This is a genomic window from Sorangium sp. So ce1335 (genome assembly GCF_051521615.1).
Taxonomy (GTDB): Bacteria; Myxococcota_A; Polyangia; order Polyangiales; family Polyangiaceae; genus Sorangium.
Genome location: NZ_CP150363.1, coordinates 6614472 through 6633199, shown reverse-complemented (window position 1 = coordinate 6633199; position 18728 = coordinate 6614472). Strand labels below are relative to the sequence as shown.

Annotated in this window: 12 protein-coding genes; 3 read left to right on the top strand and 9 right to left on the bottom strand. The window is 73.4% G+C overall.

Going from position 1 to position 18728, the window contains the following annotated elements:
• The first annotated feature begins 45 nt into the window (after positions 1–45).
• On the top strand, positions 46–2289 hold the full coding sequence (locus tag WMF24_RS24440) for a cytochrome c peroxidase (protein WP_437729778.1): 2244 nt from the start codon (positions 46–48) through the stop codon (positions 2287–2289).
• Positions 2290–2385: 96 nt separating this feature from the next.
• Here the strand turns inward: WMF24_RS24440 and WMF24_RS24435 are convergent, their stop codons facing one another.
• Both WMF24_RS24435 and WMF24_RS24430 read right to left on the bottom strand, forming a co-directional pair.
• Positions 2386–3045, bottom strand: a complete 660-nt coding sequence (locus WMF24_RS24435; RefSeq protein WP_437729777.1) for a carbonic anhydrase — start codon at positions 3043–3045, stop codon at positions 2386–2388.
• Positions 3046–3298: 253 nt separating this feature from the next.
• Positions 3299–7246 (bottom strand): M36 family metallopeptidase, encoded by a 3948-nt coding sequence (locus WMF24_RS24430; protein ID WP_437729776.1) that lies wholly within the window; start codon positions 7244–7246, stop codon positions 3299–3301.
• Positions 7247–7908: 662 nt separating this feature from the next.
• On the opposite strand from WMF24_RS24430, the gene WMF24_RS24425 reads away from it, so the two are divergent.
• Positions 7909–8868, top strand: a complete 960-nt coding sequence (locus tag WMF24_RS24425) for a diacylglycerol/polyprenol kinase family protein (protein WP_437729775.1) — start codon at positions 7909–7911, stop codon at positions 8866–8868.
• A 261-nt stretch (positions 8869–9129) separates the two neighbouring features.
• Here WMF24_RS24425 and WMF24_RS24420 read toward each other — a convergent pair whose 3' ends face one another.
• The 5 genes from WMF24_RS24420 to WMF24_RS24400 form a co-directional block, all read right to left on the bottom strand.
• Entirely contained in the window at positions 9130–9486 is a 357-nt protein-coding gene (locus WMF24_RS24420; protein ID WP_437729774.1) for a hypothetical protein, read from the bottom strand.
• Positions 9487–9797: 311 nt separating this feature from the next.
• Entirely contained in the window at positions 9798–10439 is a 642-nt protein-coding gene (locus tag WMF24_RS24415; protein WP_437729773.1) for an HD domain-containing protein, read from the bottom strand.
• A gap of 234 nt (positions 10440–10673) precedes the next feature.
• Positions 10674–11537 carry a mechanosensitive ion channel family protein gene (locus WMF24_RS24410; RefSeq protein WP_437729772.1) on the bottom strand — a complete coding sequence of 288 codons (864 nt, stop codon included), beginning with the start codon at positions 11535–11537 and terminating at the stop codon, positions 10674–10676.
• A 315-nt stretch (positions 11538–11852) separates the two neighbouring features.
• Entirely contained in the window at positions 11853–13847 is a 1995-nt protein-coding gene (locus tag WMF24_RS24405) for a DUF4139 domain-containing protein (protein ID WP_437729771.1), read from the bottom strand.
• 126 nt (positions 13848–13973) lie between these two features.
• A complete protein-coding gene (locus WMF24_RS24400) occupies positions 13974–14456 on the bottom strand; it encodes a peroxiredoxin (protein WP_437729770.1) in 483 nt (160 codons plus the stop codon).
• Between the two features lie 219 nt (positions 14457–14675).
• On the opposite strand from WMF24_RS24400, the gene WMF24_RS24395 reads away from it, so the two are divergent.
• Positions 14676–15833: a hypothetical protein gene (locus WMF24_RS24395; RefSeq protein ID WP_437729769.1), complete on the top strand. Its 1158-nt coding sequence runs from the start codon at positions 14676–14678 to the stop codon at positions 15831–15833.
• A gap of 250 nt (positions 15834–16083) precedes the next feature.
• Here WMF24_RS24395 and WMF24_RS24390 read toward each other — a convergent pair whose 3' ends face one another.
• Both WMF24_RS24390 and WMF24_RS24385 read right to left on the bottom strand, forming a co-directional pair.
• On the bottom strand, positions 16084–16569 hold the full coding sequence (locus WMF24_RS24390; RefSeq protein WP_437729768.1) for a hypothetical protein: 486 nt from the start codon (positions 16567–16569) through the stop codon (positions 16084–16086).
• Between the two features lie 346 nt (positions 16570–16915).
• Positions 16916–18580: a serine/threonine-protein kinase gene (locus WMF24_RS24385; RefSeq protein WP_437729767.1), complete on the bottom strand. Its 1665-nt coding sequence runs from the start codon at positions 18578–18580 to the stop codon at positions 16916–16918.
• Positions 18581–18728: the final 148 nt, after the last annotated feature.

Here is an 18728-nt window from a genome sequence, read left to right as displayed (position 1 = left end):
GGAGGCCGTGACTGCCTCTCCGCGTCGCCGCCTCGTCGAGAGAACATGGACGCCGTCATCCCTGGAGTCCCAGCGCCGGGCGAGATCCTCGCGGAGAGGTATCGCGTCGAGCGCGTGCTCGGGCGCGGCGGCATGGGCGTGGTCCTCGCCGCGGAGCACCTGGCGCTGCGGCAGCCGGTCGCGCTGAAGCTGCTGCTCCCGGGTTGCATGCAGTCGGCCGGCTCCGTGGAGCGCTTCCTGCGCGAGGCGCGCGCCGCCGCGTCGCTCCAGGGCACGCACGTCGTGCGCGTGCTCGACGCCGGCCTGCTCGAGGCGGGCACGCCGTACCTCGTCATGGAGCGCCTCGCGGGGCGCGATCTCCGGGAGGTGCTCCGCGAGCGCGACCACCTGCCGGTCGCCGAGGCCGTCGACCTCGTCCTGCAGGCGTGCGAGGCGATCGCGGAGGCCCACGCCCGCGGGATCATCCACCGCGACCTGAAGCCGGCCAACCTGTTCCTGGCGAAGGACGAGCGCGGCGCGGCGCTCATCAAGGTGCTCGATTTCGGCCTCTCGAAGTGCACGACGGACGACGACAGCTCGAGCCTCACGAGCCCGAACCTGATCGCCGGCTCCTTGCCGTACATGGCACCCGAGCAGGCGCTCAGCTTGAAGTGGGCCGACGCGCGCGCCGACATCTGGGCGCTCGGCGTGATCCTCTACGAGCTCATCACAGGGCACCGCCCGTTCGAGGTCGGGGGGACGCCGGAGAGCCTGCGCACGAGCCTCGAGGCCCCGCCGGCGGCCATCAGCGCGTGGGGCATCGACGTGCCGGCGGGCATCGAGCGCGCGATCCTGCGCTGCCTCGAGAAGGAGCGACGCCTGCGCCCGCAGACGATCGCCGAGCTGGCCCAGGCGATCGCGCCGTTCGGGACGCCGGCGGCCAGCGGCTCCGTCGAGCGCATCGGCCGCTGCGGGGCGCCGGCGGAGCCCGGCGAGCCGCCCGGCCGCGGTGATCCGGCGGTCGAGCCCACCGAGCGGCTCGCGCCGGCGCGCGCGGACGGGACGCGCCCTCACGGCGAGAGCGCCGCGGAGATGCCGCCGCAGGGCGCGAGCACCACGCGGCGGATGGCGGCCGCCGCGCTGCCGCGCGCGCGCTGGTCCATGGGCCGGCTGGTCGTCTCGCCTGCCGGCACGAGGGCCGCGAGGGCGCTGGCCCCCCGGCTCGCCGCGGGCGCGGCAGCGCCGACGCGGTCCGGGTGGGGGTGGTCCGTGTTCCTGGCGGTCGCCGTCTCCGCCGCCGCCCTCGTCGCCTTCGCGCTCGCGCGCGTGGCGCCGTGGCTCGGTGGCGGGCCCTCGATCATCGCCCCGGAGCGGCTCGCGAGCTTCGCGCCGCTGCCCACCGGGCCGGCCAGGCCGCTCGACCCGGCCACCGCGGCGCAGATCAGGCTGGGCCGGATGCTCTTCCAGGACCCGCGCCTGTCCGGGCACCACGACGTCGCCTGCACCTCGTGCCACCCGCTCGACACCTGGGGCGTGGACGGCCGGAAGCTGTCGCGGGGGAGCGAGGGCCGCGAGCCCCCGCGGAACACGCTGAGCGTCTACAACATCGCCGGCTACTTCGCGCTCCTCTGGGATGGCCGGCAGACGAACCTCGTGGATCAGGCGAAGGAGGTGCTGCTGTCCCGGAACGCGATGGGGGCGACGCCCGAGGGCATCGAGGCGGCGCTGCGCGCGTCGAGCGGATACGCGCAGGCGTTCGCGGAGGCGTTTCCCGATCAGCCCGAGGCCGTGACGTTCCACAACGTCGCGCAGGCGCTCGCGGCCTTCCAGGCGACGCTGTTCACGAGGAGCCGCTGGGACGTGTTCCTCGAGGGGGACAAGACCGCGCTGAGCGACGAGGAGAAGGCGGGCTTCAACGCGTTCGTCGACACAGGCTGCGTGTCGTGCCACTTCGGCCCCGACATCGGCGCGACGATGTACCAGAAGAGCGGGCTCGTGAAGCCGTGGCCCGACTCGAAGGACAGGGGCCGCTACGAGATCACGCGGCGGGACGTCGACTGGATGGTCTTCCGGGTGCCCGGCCTGCGCAACGTCGCCAGGACGGGGCCCTACTTCCACGACGGCTCGGTCTCCTCGCTGGAGGAGGCCGTGAGGATGATGGCGAGACACCAGCTCGGGAAGGAGCTGGGCGGCGAGGAGGTGCGCCTGATCGTCCGCTGGCTCGGCAGCCTGACGGGCGAGATCCCGCGCGCCGACGTCGAGCTCGACGAGGCGTCGCGCGCGATCGTGAACGGCCGCGCGGCGCCGTGAGCGCCGGAGCGGCCTGACCTCACCTCGGGTGCGCGCGGCGCGGTGCCGCCTCGCCCCGCGCCGACACGGGCACGCCGGAGCGCCGCGCGCGGCGCCTCACGGGCGATCGAGGAACGTGACCTCGCCGGTCTCCAGGGCGTACTCGGCGCCGACGATCAGCATGCGCTCCTCGGCGCAGAGCCGCTCGAGCAGGCGGCTGCCGTGCCGGAGGTGAGCGCACGAGTTGCGCACGTTGGCGCGCATCGCCTCGCGGAGCAGGAAGTCCCTTGGCGCGTGGCGGCCGGCGACGCTGAGCACCGTCTCCACGGGGGGGCGGCAGCGCTCGACGATATCGCGGATGTTGTCCGTCAGGAGGCCGCCGTCCTCGTCCTGGAGGAGCTCGCCGACCGTCGCCTCGATGGCGCCGCAGCGCGAGTGGCCCATCACCACCGCGAGGCGCGTGCCGAAGGCGGCGGCGGCGAACTCGACGCTGCCGACGAGCGAGGGCGCCACGACGTTGCCCGCCACCCGGATGACGAACAGGTCGCCGAGCCCCTGGTCGAAGATGATCTCCGCCGGCACCCTCGAGTCCGAGCAGGTGAGGACGATGGCGAAGGGCCGCTGCCCGTCGGCGAGCGCGGCCCGCGCCCGCTTCCCCAGCGTGACGTGCTCGCTGCGGATGTCGTCCACGAAGCGCCGGTTGCCCTCGATCAGGCGCTGCAGCGCCTGGTCGGCGGACAGGGCGGGGATGGCGGGCGGATGCTTGCTGATTCCCATGGCGCGCGCACCGTGGTGAACCCCACCGCGGGCGTCAACCACCGTCCCGGGCGCCCGCCCCCCGCGGCCCGGCCGGCGCCCCGGCGGGCGCCCGCCCCCCCGCGGCCCGGCCGGCGCCCCGGCGGGCGCCCGCCCCCCGCGGCCCGGCCGGCGCTCCGCCGGGCGCCCGCCCCCCGCGGCCCGGCCGGCGCCCCGCCGGGCGCCCGCCCCCCGCGGCCCGGCCGGCGCTCCGGCGGCCGGCTCGGCTCCGCGCCTACGCGCTCCGCCGCCGCCGCCGCGCGAGCGCCGCGGCGGCCGTCAGCGCCCCGAGCGCCCCGAGCGCCCCGCGCGGCGCGTCCCCCGGCACCGCGCAGCCGCACGCGTCGTCCGGCTCGCCCGAGAGCTCCATCGCCGGATCGACGACCACGCTCACCTCGTCGATCGCCTCCAGCATCCCGTCGCTCACCTTCACCTCGAACGTGAACGTCGTCGCCGCCGCCACCTCGGGCGCCACGAACGTCGCCCGCGCGCCCTCGCCGGTCAGCTCGACCGCCGGCCCCGCCGTCTGCGTCCAGGCGAACGTCAGCGCGTCCTCCTCGGGATCCGAGCTCCCCGACGCGTCGAGCGTCACGAGCTCGCCGACAGCGACCGTCCGGTCCGCGCCGGCGTCGGCCACCGGCCCTCCCTGGCAGGAGGCCGTGTCCGGGACGATCGTCGCGAACGGCTTGTTGGTCACGCCCACGAACCCGATGTCGTCGAGCTCCCAGCCTGTGTCGCCCGCGGCCTCGTCCGTGCCCACCCGGAACCGCACGCGCACCGTCTTGCCAGCGAACGCCGTCCCCAGATCCACGGCCACCCGGTCGACCTCGGGCCACGAGGGGCTCTCGCCGACATAGGCCCTCCGTCGGCCCAGCGGGTTGCCCGCCTCGCTCGTGATCCGCCCGCTGTAGCCCGCGTCCGCGTACCTCGCGACGTCCTCCCACGTCTCGCCGCCGTCGGCGCTGATCTCGATCACCGCGCCGTCCCAGAACAGGCCGTCGCTCTCCTCGAACTTGTACCGGTGCGCGAACGTCAGCACGAAGCGCTCGGCCTCGCTCACCTCCAGCGCCGGCGACACGAGCGCCGCGTCGGCGAGGCTCCCGAGGTTGACGCCGCGCCACACGCGGTTCGGCGGGGTGCCCTCGGCGCGCGACCAGACGAGATCGCCGGAGAGCCCCTCGACGGTCCACGTCGTGCTCTGCGTCTCGACGCCGTCGACCGCCGACGACGCCGCGACCTCGTCGTAGTTCACGCGCCGCACGAGCGCCTCCACGCGCGTCGGCGTGCACGCCTCGGCGCTCTTCAGCGTCAGGTCGAGCTTCAGGTCCTCGGACGGCTTCACCGTCCTGTCGAGCTTCACCCTGACCTTCGCCGTCCCGGTCGCGAACGGCGCGACGTCGCCGAACGACACGCGCTCGCCGTCCGGGAACGTCACCCCGCCGCCCGGCCCCTCGACCGTGGCCACCGCCCCGGTCAGCGGCGCCGTGCCGCGGTTGACGATCTCGATCGTGACGGTGCCCGTCTCCTCCGCGTCGAGCAGCCCGTCGCGGTCGCAGGATCCGGCGCTGTCGTCGAGCTCCGCGCGCACGAGCGCGATCTCCGGCTGGACCTCGAAGCCCTCGACCACGCCCGCGAAGTCGTACGAGTCGGCGCGCGGCGACGCGGCGCACGTGCCGGCGCCCCGCCGCGCGAACGCCTCCGCCAGGGCGAGGAAGTCGCCGTGGTCGCTGGCGAGCGCCGCGGCCAGGATGGCGTCGCGCTGCTCGGTGAACGTCGGGTTGGCCGGGGCGAGCTTCATGCCCGCCACGACGTAATCGCTCATCCGCCGCTGGGTCTGCGCGAACGGGCGCGGCGGGGTCAGCCCGCTCCCGTGCCGGATCAGCGCGACGTAGGCCTCGAACATCATGCTCGCCCAGATCTCGCCGGCGTTGTGCACCTCGGAGTTGTCGGGCGCCGAGACGCTGAGCGGGTGGTCGGGCAGGCCAGCGTCGTCGGCGATGTGCTTGAACGTCAGGCCGTTCTTCGTGAAGTCGACGGAGTAGGGCGCGCGGCGGATGCCGAAGTAGCTGTCGCCCATCACCGCGCTCCCGTAGCCCGAGATCGCGTAGGCCCCGTCGAGGTCGTCGCCGTCGCGCAGCATCATGTGGAGCGCGATGAAGTCGCCCCACCCCTCGCTCTGCGCGCCGCACATCTGCGTGCCGCACGGCACCAGGCGGAGGTGGATGTAGTGGCCCCACTCGTGCGCCACGATGGTGTTGTCGATCGTGCCGTCGCGCTCGACGCTGGGCGCGCGCGTCATGGTGACCGTGAGCGGCTCGCCCCCGGCGGCGAGCGCCGCCCTGAGCGCGCGGCCGTCCTCCAGCGAGATGCTCTGGGCCGGCGTCGTCACATCGGGCGCCTCGCCCGCCAGGCGCGGGGCCCCGTCGCTCTCGCGGTTGTTGGCGATGAGCACGCCGACGGCGCCCGCCTCCTGCGCGTTCTGCGCCTTCTTCGCGAAGGTGCAGCCGCCCCTGTCGACGAGCGCGATCTTGCCGGCGACGTCGCTCGTGAGCGGCCCGCACGCGTCGCTGCGGGGCTCCGTGTCGTCCTCGCCGAGGGCGAGCTCGCCGGTCACCTCGTAGTGCTCGGGCCCGAACAGGGCGGTGTTCGAGGCGTAGCTCGCGTTCTGCGGCGTGACGCTGAGCGACCGCTGCTCAGGCCCGGACCACAGGTACATCTGCATCCGCGGCGGCGCGCCGTCGTATGTCGCGTCCATGTTCGCGTTGTCGCGGCTGCCGCCGGGCGCGTCGTCCTGCGCCTCCGCGAGCAGCGGGTCGCCGTCGAGGCCGCCCCGGCCGAGGTTGTCCTGCTGGGCGTTGCCGGCGGCCTCGTTGAAGCCGGAGTCGTAGTACCAGTCGTGGAGCCAGTTCGTGACGTAGAAGACCTGGGTGACCGCCGCCATGATCTGCTCCTGATCGGCGAGCGGCTCGGCGGAGGTGTCGTAGACGTGGTCGAACGCGCGCGGCCCCGTGAGCGTCGCGCGCGTGTCGCCGCTGGAGAACCCGTCGGGCGCGCTGTGGTCCGCGTAGGCGTCGACGTTGTTGCCGCGGGTCGAGGTCGCGTCGTCCGGCAGCCACGGGTCGGCGCCGCCGCCAGGGCTCGTGTTGAAGCCGTCGATCGAGATGAGGTTCGGCGCGATGAACCGCGGGGAGGAGCCGTCCGGCCGCCCGGTGGGGTGCGGCGAGAAGTCCGCGAGCGGCCCGTCGAGCGGGACGTGCGTGCCCCCCTCCTCGGCCCAGACGCGGTAATCGAACGCGGCGGCGTGGGAGAGGTTCTCGCGGTAGAGATACCGCCCGTCGTCGGCCCCGAACACCCACGCATACGCCTCGGAGCTCGTGCTGTTCCCGTCGCCCGAGACGAGCTCGACGAAGTGGCCTGGCACGAGCCGGTCGGGCAGCGGGAAGAGGACCTTCCTGACGCGCGCCGGCTGCGTGAAGCGGAGCGTCCCGACGCGCGAGCGCGCGTGCCCGGTGTCCGCGATATCGAAGTACCGATACCCGCCCTTCGTGTGGGGCAGCTCGCGCAGATCGACCGACTTGATGTCGACGCGGTGCGCGTCGCGCACGGCGCGGACGACGGCCTCGGCCGGCGAGCGGGAGAACGCGCGGCTGCGCTTCGATCCGGGCCGAAGCGATCCGGCGCCGGGCGGCAGCGCGACGGCCGACGCGTGGAGGTTGCCCGCGAGGGCGACGAGCGCGAGGTCGCGCCGCAGGAGCACCTTGAGCTCGCTGCGGAAGACGGGCACCCCGTCGACGTCCTGACCGAGCGTCACGACGATGCCGCCGCGCCCGGTGTCGTGGACGTGCCGCACGACGGCCGTGTCGAGCGCGGCCTGGGGCAGGTTGTACAGGCGCGCGTACCGCTGCACGTACCAGCGGGCCGCGGCCTCGGCCGAGCTGTGGGTCGCGGCGGGCGGGCGGTGCTCCGGCGAGGTCGCCCACACGAAGGTGGGCACCCCGCGCTGCGGATCGATCGAGGCGACGACGGCGCCCGGCACGTCGTCCTGCGCGACGCGGGCCACGCCGGGGGGCAGCGCCGGCGGCTCCCTGTAATAGGCGTCGTGGTTCGGGCGCTCCCGCGCGTGGGCGAGGGGACCGGCGAGCAGCGCGAACGAAAGCGCGGTATACCGAACTGAAACCTTCATGTTCCTCGATTCTCCGACTCCGAGGGAACGACGCCTGACCGGACGGCGCGAGAGAGATGGCCGCGCGCAGCGTCCCTGGGCGCCTCGCGCCCACCCGTCGAATCCGCGACGGCGGGCACCCTAGCCGCAGCGTGCGTGCAGGGGAAGCGCGGTGTCTCGCGCTCTGACACGCACAGTAAGGCGCCTCTCATGCGCTCTCGCGAGGCGCTCGCCAGGGTGCAAATCGGGCGGAACCGAGCTCATGATGGAAATCGCAAGGAGACCTTCTGGCGCCCACCATGAATCCACGAATGCCATGTTGCGCCGGTCGCTTCACCCGATCGCGCGGGGCGGACCGGCGTCTGCCTGTGTCGGCGGAGTTCCGGCTCGCACGGCGCGCCGCGGGAGCGGGCTCATGCGATGGGCGTGGCGGGCTCGTGGGCTGAGCGCCGTTGGCTCGCGCGCTGTGCGCCGCCGGCTCATGAGCCGCTGCGCACGCGGGCTCATGCGCCTCGGATGCGTAAGGCGTTGCGCATCGCGCTCTGCGTCACGCGTCATGAGCTCAGGGGCTCATCGCGGGCTCAGGCCGTATGTCCCGCAAGCCACCTCACTGTCGGGCTGCGGGTATGACGAAGCGCTGACACGCAGCGCGAGTTCCGGGAACTATCCTCACAAAAGCGAACGTGATCCACACCTTGCACCTCGAGACAAAGCTCGTCTCCGAAGAGCTCTGCGCTCTTCTGCGTCAAGTTGATCCCGCGGTCTTCGCGTTCCGGGACGAGCCCGAGGTTCGTGCCCGGGTCGATCGGGTGGCGTCGCGGCTCCGGGAGCTCGTCGTGGCGGCCGAGCGCGACGACCCGGGTGGCGCGCTCGAGAGGCTCCGCGAGCGCCTCCGCGCGCTGCTGGCGGCGGTCGAGCGGGCGACCCCGACCAGAACGCCCTCGCCCAAGGCGGCGTGGATCGCGTTTCAGCGGGAGGTGCAGCCCGCCTACGAATCGCTGCTGTTGACGCTGCGTGGCGTCGTCGTCGCGCCGCCGAGCGTCAGGCCGACGAACCATGCGCGGAGCCTGTGGCATGTGGGCTCGGGGCTGGCGGTGCTCGGGCTGGTCCAGCTCCTGCCCGAGCGTGGCTGGCTGGTGGCCGTGAGCGGCGCGTTCGCGGCGGCGGCATGGTCGATGGAGATCGCGCGCCGGGTGAGCGAGCGGGTGAACGACCGGCTGATGCGGGCCTTCCGGCTCGTCGCGCACCCGCACGAGCGTTACCGGGTGAACTCGTCGACCTGGTACATGACGGCGCTCCTCTTGCTGGCGCTGTTCGGCACGCGGCTCAGCCAGTCGCTCGCGGTGGTGGTGCTCGCGGTGGCCGATCCGGCGGCGGCCCTCATCGGCCGCCGCTTCGGCCGCACGCGGCTGCTCGACGGCCGCTCGCTGGAGGGGACGCTCGCGTTCTTCGTCGCGGGCGCGCTGAGCTCACTCCTTGTGATGTGGGCGCTCGGCCCGGCGTCGCTCTCGTCGCGCCTCTTGCTGGCCGCCGTCGCCGGCCTGGCCGGGGCGGCGACCGAGCTGTTCTCGTCGCGGCTGGACGACAACTTCACGATCCCCGTCGTGGTGGCGGCCGCGGTGACCGTCGCCGGCGCGGGCTGATCTCGGATCGCCTGGCCCCCTGCGCCGAGACGGGCCCGGCTCAACCATCTGTCGCAAAACGCTGCGGTATGCCGTCCGGGGCTCGGTGGCTCAAGCCGCGCCGTGTTGACCAGCCGGTACCGAAATGAGCCCGGCTTCGATCAGGATCGCACGCTCCGATCTCGTGCACCGCGAACGCCATCGACTCGGGGAACAGGCAGTACTCGCACGCACCTCCGGCACGCCCATGAACGAGCCGTCGCAGCGCCGCCGGGATGTGTTTCATCGCTGCCGCAGCTTCAGTGCCGCTTTCGCTTTTGCGAGCCTTACCAGGTGTTCGACGGCCTGATAGCGCTGCCACTCCTCGTCTTCCGCGGGCGAGAGTCCCACGGACCGGTTCTTCTCGAGCAGCTCGCTCGTTCGCGCCTGAAGCTGAGGCGAGGGGCGGAGCGCCAGGACCTCCTCCGGGGTTGGCAGGCTGGCGAGGAACTCCAGGATGTCCGAAGCACCCGAGAACGAGGTCACGGACGCGGCATCGAGCTCCCGGAGAGCCAACTCCAGGATCTTGGGCAGGCGATCGGCGTGCGAGCGCAGCCGGTCCGCGAGCTCGTCTGGAAGGTCGAGGGTGATGGCGGCCATGTGGCCGTACTCTACAGGAGAAGACGAACCTGGCACGTTGCGCGTGCACGGGCAGGATGACGCGGGGGCCGTCCGCGGCGTGAGGTGGTGCCGGTGCTGTCCGGCCTCTCGTCCGTCTGCAGCCGGACGCTGGGCGCCCTCACGGAGCGCTCAGCGCTCGGCCTGGCGTCGCTGTCGTCGCGCCTGCTCCTGGGCGCCGTCGTCGGCTGAACGGGGCGGACACCGCGCTGTTCTCGTCGCCGATGGACGACAACTTCGGGATCCCCATGGCCGTGGCGGCCGCGGTGACCCTGGCCGATGCGCGCTGCCCGTCAGGGCATCTCGCCTCCAATCTCGACCGCGAGGCGATCGAGATATTGCCTCATGAACTCCGCCCGTCGCGCGCCCTCGCGCCGCCCGGCGGCCGTCGTGAGGCTCTCGGCGGTCTTGAACAGCTTCACATGGAAGTGATCGATCGCGTTCTCGCGATCGTTCCACGGCCTCCGCTCGGCGAACGGGTCGTGCGGATCGTAGAACCGCACGCCCATCAGGCCGCCGACGGCGAAGCACCGGGCGATCCCGATCGCCCCGAGGCCATCGAGGCGGTCCGCGTCCTGGACAACCCTGGCCTCCACGGTCCTCGGCTCGATTCCGGCGCTGTAGCTGTGGGCCTCGATGGCGTGGGCGATGTCTCCGAGGAGCTCCTCGGGGTAATCGATGCTCCGGAGGAAGGCCAGCGCCTCCTCCGCGGAGAGCCGCGAGGCCTGGGAGCGCCTGGGGTCGTTCTTGGGGACGTTCACGAGATCGTGCAGCCACGCCGCGGGGACGACGACCTCGAGCCTGGCGCCCTCGTCGGCCGCGAGCGCCTTGGCCGTCGCGACCACCCGCGTGAAGTGCGCAAGATCGTGGGCGGGGTCATCGCCGAGGTCGGTCGCCTCGAGCTTCTTCACGAAGAGCGGTTCCCAGGGTTTCATCCCCCGGCTCTTATCCGTGGATGCGCGCGCCTGCAATGCGGACAGGGCAGACCACGCCTCCCGGGCTGAAGAACAATCGCTCTCGGCGTGGTGTCGGGAAGACCATCGTCGTCGTGCCCGACGACAGCGATCGAGGGGCGGCCCACGTGTGCGAGACCGGGCGCAGACACGCCCCCGCGATGCCGCCGCGCAGCGGCGCATGGCCCCGGCCGTGGTGGGCCGTGCTCCTGCGAGCTAGGCCGTCGGGTGCACCTCGGCGTTCCCGCTGCGCAGGGGAGGCGCCGCCGCGAGCTGCTGGATGTGCACGTGCTGGCTCGGGACAGGCAACCCCATCTTCCCGAGCTCCTCGCGGATGACCTTGGTGGTCGCGAAGTACACGTCCCAGTAGTGATCGGTATGGCAGAAGGGCCGGACGGCCAGCACGGGCCCGGCGAGGTTGAACTCCAGGATCTCGACGGTGGGCCCCGGCTCCTTCATCACGTCGGGGATGAGCGCGAGGCGCGCCCTGAGCCGCGTGATCGCCGCCTCGTGATCCGCGCCGTGGGCGAGCTGCGCTGTGCAGTCGACGCGGCGGAACGGGTTCGTGCTGTAGTTGTGGATGTTGTCGCTGAAGATCTTGCCGTTGCCCACGATGGTGCGGACGTTGTCCGGCGTGTCGAGGGCGGTCGCGAAGAGGCCGATCGAGTGGATCGTGCCGGTCACGCCCCCGGCCATCACGAAGTCGCCCACCTTGAAGGGGCGCAGGAGGATCATGAAGATGCCCGCCGCGAGGTTCGACAGCAGGCCCGACCACGCCATGCCGATGGCGATGCCGATGGCGGCGAGCAGGCTCGCGAACGTGGTCGTCTCGACGCCGAAGACGCTGAGCACCGCGATGACGAGCAGGATGTTCAGCAGCACGGACGCCGCCGACTCCAGGTAGCTGGCCAGCGTCACGTCCAGCTTCTTCAGCGCCGCGCTCCGCTGCATCAGCGACATGACCCCCCGGATGATCACGCGGCCGATGACCCAGACCAGGATCGCGCCCACGATCTTCCCGCCGACGTTGACCCCGAGCGCGACCCCCATATCGACATACCGCTGAACCCTCTCGTCCATCTCGAGCCTCCTGGCGGCGTCCACGCCGCTCGCGGGGCCCCAGTGCAAGGGGCGTGCGCGCATCGCACCGCGCGGTATCCCCCCGCTGAGAGCTCACGGCGCCGCAGGGGCGCCCTGCGAGGCGACGATAGCGTCCTTCAAGCATCAACGCTGCGGCCTGTACACATCAGGTGACCGCGGATCTCGTCCTCTGGCGCCGCTCAGCTTCACCACGGTAGGCCCGAGGATCCCCTGTTCGCCGGGCGGCGCGGGGGCTCCTCGGGCCCGGGCGACTCGGCACGACCTTCGCGTTCCGGCCCGCCCCCCCCCGCGGAACTACGGCGTGAGCGACAACCCGCGCACGTACTCCTCGAGCGCCCGCTCCGCGCTCGCCACCGCCTCCCGCGCCCCCGAGAGCTTCGCCCCCAGCGCCGCCATCCGATCTTCCTGCTCGCTCAGCGCGCGCAGATACCGCTCCTCCAGCGCGCTCCCCCTCGGCACCACCTTGAGGTTCTGCCGCACGCGCTCCTGCTCCTCCCGCAGCGTCGCGAGCTCGGTCTCCAGCGCCGCCAGCGCCCGCTGCCGCTCGGCGACCGCCGCCCTGAGCTCCGCCAGCCGCGCGAACACCGCCCGCACCGCCTCGGGCATCTCCCGCGACGACAGGTACACCTGGATCTGCTCGCTCGTCAGGCTCGTGAGCGCGACCGTGTGCGAGATGGGCTGCTCCAGCACCACCGTGAGCCGCGCCGTCTCCCCCGCCGCCACCTCCCGCCGGATCCGGTAGCGATCCCTCGTCGTCTCGACGCCCTCCGCCGGCTCCGCGAGCTCCCACCCGGCGGCGCGCGGGTGCTCCACGACAACGACGCGCGGCTCCCGCGCGGCGCCGACGATCGTGTACTCCGTCACCCGGCGCGCCGTCCTGACGATCTCCAGCATGCCCCCCTGGATCCGGGCGCGCGACAGCACCTCCTCGCTCCGCTCCTCGCGGTCGATGCGCACCTTTCGATCCACGGCGAAGCTCACGAGCCGCGACTCCCCCGGCGGCAGCGGCGCGAGGCGCGCGTCGCCCACGTGGGTGATCTCTCCCCTGTCGGATCGCTCGTAGATCGTCACCGCCCCCGGCGGCAGGCTCGCGTCGCCGTCGTTGCGCAGCCGCACCGACGCGAGCGGGCTGCGCGCGCTCGCCTCCGGCTGGTACAGCCAGAGCCGCTCCACCGGGATCTGCCGCTCGACGACCGGCAGGAGCGCCGTCTGCCCGCTCGCGAGCGTGAGCGGCGCCGGGAAGCGGAACACCACCTGCGTCGCCGCCTCCTCGCGCTCCGGCACCCGCGGCGCGGCGGTCCCGGGGGGCGCGGCCGCCTCGTCGCGGGCCCCGCCCGCGCCGTAGCGCTCGCGCCGCACCGCCCTCATCGCGAGCGCCGAGGCGCCCTCGTCGAGCCGCGGCAGCACCCGCTCGGCCACGTCGACCGGCACCTCCGGGCGGTCCACATAATAGATCTCGTAGAGCGCCTGGCGGAACGTCACCGGGTCTCCCGACACCAGCGTGAAATCGACGTTCTCCCAGTCTCCGCCGCTCTGGTTCTCGACGACCGCCCACCCCGAGAGCCCGCCGGTCTTCGCGTGCGGATCGGCCGCGACGGTCAGCCGATACGACATCTTCCAGAGCGGCGTCTCGACCACGTACGCCACCCGCACGACCCGCTCTCCCTCGCCGGCAGCGCGCAGGATCAGCGTGCGGCGGTTCCGCTCGCGCAGGCTCGCGAGCCCGACGAGCGCCGCGCCGACCTGCTGCCGGAGCCGCTCCTCGACGAGCTCCACGCTCTCGAGCTCCTCCAGCACGACCTGCCTCAGCGCGCCTTCCGAGATCAGCGCGAGCCGGTGCCGCCCCTCCGTGCCGCCGCCCGGCACGCCGACCTGCGCCTCCGTCACAGCGACGATCCGCCCGGCGATGGCGCCATCGAGCCCTCGAGTCCGCACCTCGGCGCCGCGCAGCGCGTTCAGCAGGGTGGCCTCGGACTCGAGCGCCCCCTCATCGAACGGCAGCTCCCGGAACAGGTCGCGCAGCGGCTCTTTCCCGGGGAGCGTGATCTTCCCGGCCGCGCCGCGTTCGTCGTACACGACGATGCTCTTCAGCACGTCGTCGACCTGATCGAGCCGCACCTCGAGCGCGAGCTCGGCGTCGCCGCGCACGCGCGCCTCGTGCTCGAAGTACCCGACGCCGCCCGTCGAGAGCACGACCCGGCGGAGCGGGAGCGCGTCCGCCGCCCCCGGCCGGGCAAGATCCATCGTGGCGGCCGCCAGCGTCGCTGTCGTCCACAGCCCGTGATTCATCGTTGCCTCCCCCCGGCGGAGGCGTGCGAAGGCCTCGCCTCGTGGGTTCATAGAGCCCCTCGAGAGGCCGTCAACGACGCGGCTGGACGGTACCTGGGTCGATCGCGCGCCGCCCCGGCGCGCGCGTCAACCGCGGCGGGAGGCCTCGAGGCGCCTCACGACGGCGAGCGCCTCCTCGACGTGCCTGGCGGCGCGGAGCTGGGAGGAGAAGACATGTCGAACAACACCGTCCCTGTCGATGACGAACGTCACGCGGCCCGGCAGCAGGCCGAGGACGGGCCTCACGCCGTAGCGGGCCGCGGTCTGCCCGCCGGGGTCGCTCAGCAGCGTCATGGGCAGGCGGTGCTTCTGCGCGAAATCGGCGTGCGAGCCCTCCGAGTCGGCGCTCACGCCGATCACCTCGGCGCCGGCCTCCACGAAGGCGTCGTACTGGTCGCGGAACGCGCACGACTCCGCCGTGCACACGAGCGTGTCGTCCTTCGGATAGAAAAAGAGGACGACCGTCTTCTTGCCGCGAAAGTCGGAGAGCTTCACCGCCTCCCGCTTCTGCGATTGCAGGGCGAAGTCGGGGGCGGGCGCGCCGACGGACAGCGTGGATTGGCCGAACATGGAGTCGTCTCTACCCGATGCGTCGGCGCGCGTCCAAGCGCCGGGGCGCGTCGAGCGCGCGGGCGGCCGGGGCGCGTCGGGCGCGCGTCCAGGCGACGGGGCGCGCCGGGCGCGCGGGCGACCGGGGCGCGTCGGGGCGCGCGTCCAGGCGGCGTCCAGGCGGCCGTGGCGCGCCGGGCGGGCGCCCCAGGCGCCGGCGCTCGGGCTACCCTGGGCCCCATGGCCACCACGTTCGCTGCGCTGATCTTTCGACCCGCCGAGATCCCGGACCGCGCGCTGTCCCAGGGCTTTGCCGTGGCGCTCGGCGGCTGGGACGTCGCCTCGCCGCGCCTGTTCGTCGCGCCGCTCCCGGGCGTGCCCGGCTTCAGCGCCGCGTACTACGCCAGCGGCGACCCTGCCTCCGCCGGGGGCGACGAGCTCGACCACCTCGCCGAGCTCTTCGAGGACGAGCTCTCGCCGCCCGTCGCCGTCCTCGACGCCGCCGCCGAGCTGGGCCACCCGGGCGCGACGATCTTCGCGCTCGTGTACTCGGACGAGATGGTCCACGACGACGGCTGGCGGTTCGAGGCGAGCGGGTATCTCCGCCATTTCGTGAGGGAAGGGGAGGAGGGCCTCGAGGCCGGCGTGGAGACGCCCGACCGGAGCGACGTCGTCGAGCTCGACGTCGATCTGCCGGACGGCGCGACCGAGGCGCAGGAGCGCGAGGCGACGGACCGGGCGATCCGGCCGCACCGCGGCTCGACGTTCCTCTCGACGGAGCTGGGCGCCCCGGTCCTTGGCGCGCTCGTGGGGGGCCTCTTCGCGCCCGAGCGCCGCGTCGACGTGCGCCTCGTCGAGCCGGGGCCCGCGTCGATCGCCGCCGAGGTGAGCCGGCTCAACCGCGTGCTCCGGCGCGAGGACGGCCGCGGCGCGCCCGCGTCCGTGCCGCCGGTCCGCGGCGTCGCCGCGCCGGCGGCGTACGAGGCGTTCGCGCGCGCGTACGACTGGGCCGACCCGGCGGACCCGGAGGACCTCTACCGCGAGCTCGCGATCGGCGCCGTGGAGGGCACCCTGCGCTTCCTGCGCGAGGACGAGCTCCGCCACCACGAGCGCGAGCCCGGCTGGGGGGCCGCGGCGGCGCGGCGGCTCTACCCGATCGCCCGGCTCTCGGGCTCGGCGCTCGGCGGCGGCGCCGCGCAGCGGGCCATCGTCGCGCTCGGCGAAGGCGGCGAGCAGCTCTGGATCGTGCGCGGCGGCGCGAGCGCGGCGCCCGCCGGACCCACGTTCGGCGAGCTCCTTCGCTACCTGTCGCTCGGCTGGTCGCGCCGGAGCGACGCCGAGGAGGACCTCATCGGCGCGCTGATGCTGCGCGCGCGGCTCCGAGCGTCCGGTGGTTGATCCGGGGAACAGCCGCCGTGACGCTCGGAATTGAACGGCCGGACAGGACACCAGGAGCTCCAGTGTCCTGTGGGGCCATTCAATGGATATCCATTCAATGGATCTACATTCAATGGATCTGTCGTGCCTCTGCGCCCATGGCTCGAGCGGTGGGGCGCTTTGCCACGCACGCTCCGCTGGAACGGAGGATCCATGCGTGTCGCGTCCCCGACACCCGCGACGTGGGCCGCCTTGCTTCGCGAGGTTTCGTTCAGATGAACGTCTCGTAGGCCTGCGGGCCGGTCGTCGCAGGGCGCACCGCGAACCTGCCGGAATCGTCGAGGACGAGGTGGAGCAGGCCGACGTCTCGTTCGCTGTGGGCGAAGACGCTCACGAGGATCCCGCCCTGCCGGACGCCCGTGTCGTAGCGCTCTGCCCAGTGCTTCGGGACGCCGGCGGAGATGAGGATCTCGCGCAGGCCACCCGTGATCCCGGCGCCGACCGCGCTGGCCACGACGGCCGCCAGCGGCCCGGCCACGACGAACCCGAGGTCGGGGACCACGACGCTCATCGCGATCGCCGCGCCGAACGTGTGCGCCGGCGGCGATCCGTCCGGGATCCTGAAGTGCCTGTGGCGCGTCGCGTCGGTCATCAGGAGGCTGATGTCCTGTCGCGTGTAGCCGCAGTCGATGATGCGTTCGGCCGCAGCTTCCGCCTCATCGCGCGTCTGAACCAGGCCAATTACGAGCTTCGTCATGAAGAGACCTCCTTCGCGTTGAGCGCGTCCTCGCTCCGGGCCCCCGCGACCGTTACCGCATGACCTGTGCCAATCGGAAATTGGCACGCGCCGATGAGGTTCCCCTGATTTCGATGGTCTCCGCGCCCCGGCGTGGCGAGGCGGGATGTCGCACTGCGCCCGCCTCGCCTCGCTTTTCTGATGCTGACTTTCGCCCGCAACCACGCGATTTATTCCAGGTTTTGCAGGCCTGCGGCGGCTGATCGCGCTTTCCAGGGGTGAGCCTCTGGCCGCGCTCGACGCACGACCACGGTGCGCGCGGAAGTGCGGACGTTGAAGACGGCCGATCCCGGCGTGGAGGATCGCCTCAGAAGCCGATCGTGTCCTCGGGCGGCGGCGGCAGCGGCTTCGCTGTCGCGCGCCCCGTCGCCGCGTCCTTCGGCGCGGCGCGCCCGCGGCCGTCCGCGGTGCCGCGCGGCGCCGCCGTCGCGCTCGGCCTGGCCGCTGTCGCGCCCGGCTTCGCCGGCTGCGCGCCCGCCGTGGCCGCCTTCTGGACTGCCTGGGCCGCCGGCGCCGCCGTCCTCGCGGGCTCTGCCGTGGCTGCAGCCCTCGCGGGCTCTGCCGTGGCCGACGCCGTCGCGGGCTCTTCCGCCGCTGCCGCCGGTGCGGGCGCCACCGGCGTCGGCGCTGCCGCGCTGGCCGGCACCGCCGCGGCGCCCTGAGCCGCCGGCCCTGCCGGCTGCGCGACAGGCCCGCCCCGGGGTACGGTCTGGTCGTCCGAGGAGGGCGTCACCTCGACCGTGTGCGACCCCCTCGCCGTCAGGAACACAACCACCGCCGCCAGCGCCCCGAGGGCGAGCGCCGCCGCCGCGATCGCCGGCGCCCATCGGCGGGGCCCGTCCGACCCCGACGCCGCCATGCCGGCGAGCGTCCGTCCCGGCGTGCCGGTGGTCGAGAGCCGCGCGCCCGGCGCCGACGCCGGCGTGCCGGTGGTCGAGAGCCGCGCGCCCGGGCCCGACGCCGGCGCGCCGAGCCCCACCGTCGCCGCGCCGGCCTCCGGCGCCGCCGGCAGCGGCGTCGGCGCCCCGAACAGCACAGGCTGCGACGGGACCCCGGCCGCGCCCGCGTGGCTGAGCCGGTCGCCCGAGGAGGACGGGTCGTTCGTGAACGGCGTGCGCGCGATCCCGAGCACCGCGTGCTCCAGCGCCTCCGCCATCTGCCGCGCCGACCCGAACCGCGCCGCGGGATCGAGCGCCAGCGCCCTCTTCATCCAGGCGTCGATCGCCGGCGAGAGCTCCGGCCGCAGCGCGCTCGGCGGCGTGAAGATCCCCGTGTGGAGCACGACGGACAGCGCGCCCAGCGTCTCGCCCGTGAACGGGACCTGCCCTGTGAGCGCGTGGTAGGCGACGACGGCGAGCCCCCAGAGATCCGCGCGGAAATCGACGTTCTTCGCGCTGAGGAGCTGCTCGGGGCTCATGTAGAGCGGCGTGCCCAGCACGTGCCCCGTCGACGTCATGCCGAGATCGCCCTGCGGCGCCCCCTGGACCCGCTTGGCCACCCCGAAGTCGAGCACCTTCACGAACAGCTCGCCCTCGACGTCGAGCAGGAAGATGTTGTCCGGCTTGATGTCGCGGTGGACGATCCCGAGCTGGTGCGCCCGCCCGAGCGCCCTGGCCGTCTGCGCGACGATCGTCGCCACCTCGACCGGCGGGAGCGCGCCGAGCCGCTGGATGCGGCGCTTCAGGTCCTCCCCCTCGAGCAGCTCCATCACGATGTACGGCGCGCCGTCCTGCGTGACGCCGTGATCGAACACCTGCGCCACGTGCGGGCTCTTGATCTGCGCCGCCGCCATCGCCTCGCGCCGGAAGCGCTCCACGAAGCCGACCTGCTCCGCGTAGGCCGGCGACATGAACTTCACCGCCACCTGGGTCCCGAGCGTCAGGTGGTCGGCCACCCACACGCTCCCCATCGCCCCCTTCCCGAGCTCGCGCGCCAGCCGGAGCGTGCTCGTCACCTGCTGTCCGGGGTTCATCGGGGGTCGTTCTCCATCGGCCAGCTTCGTCCGCCGGCTCCGCCGCCGGGATGCGCCGGGCCGCGTCGGCCGCGCCGCCGACGCCGCCGACGCCATCGACCGGAGAGGGCGTCGTGCCCGCGCGGCGTGGGGCCGTGAGGCGTCTCTG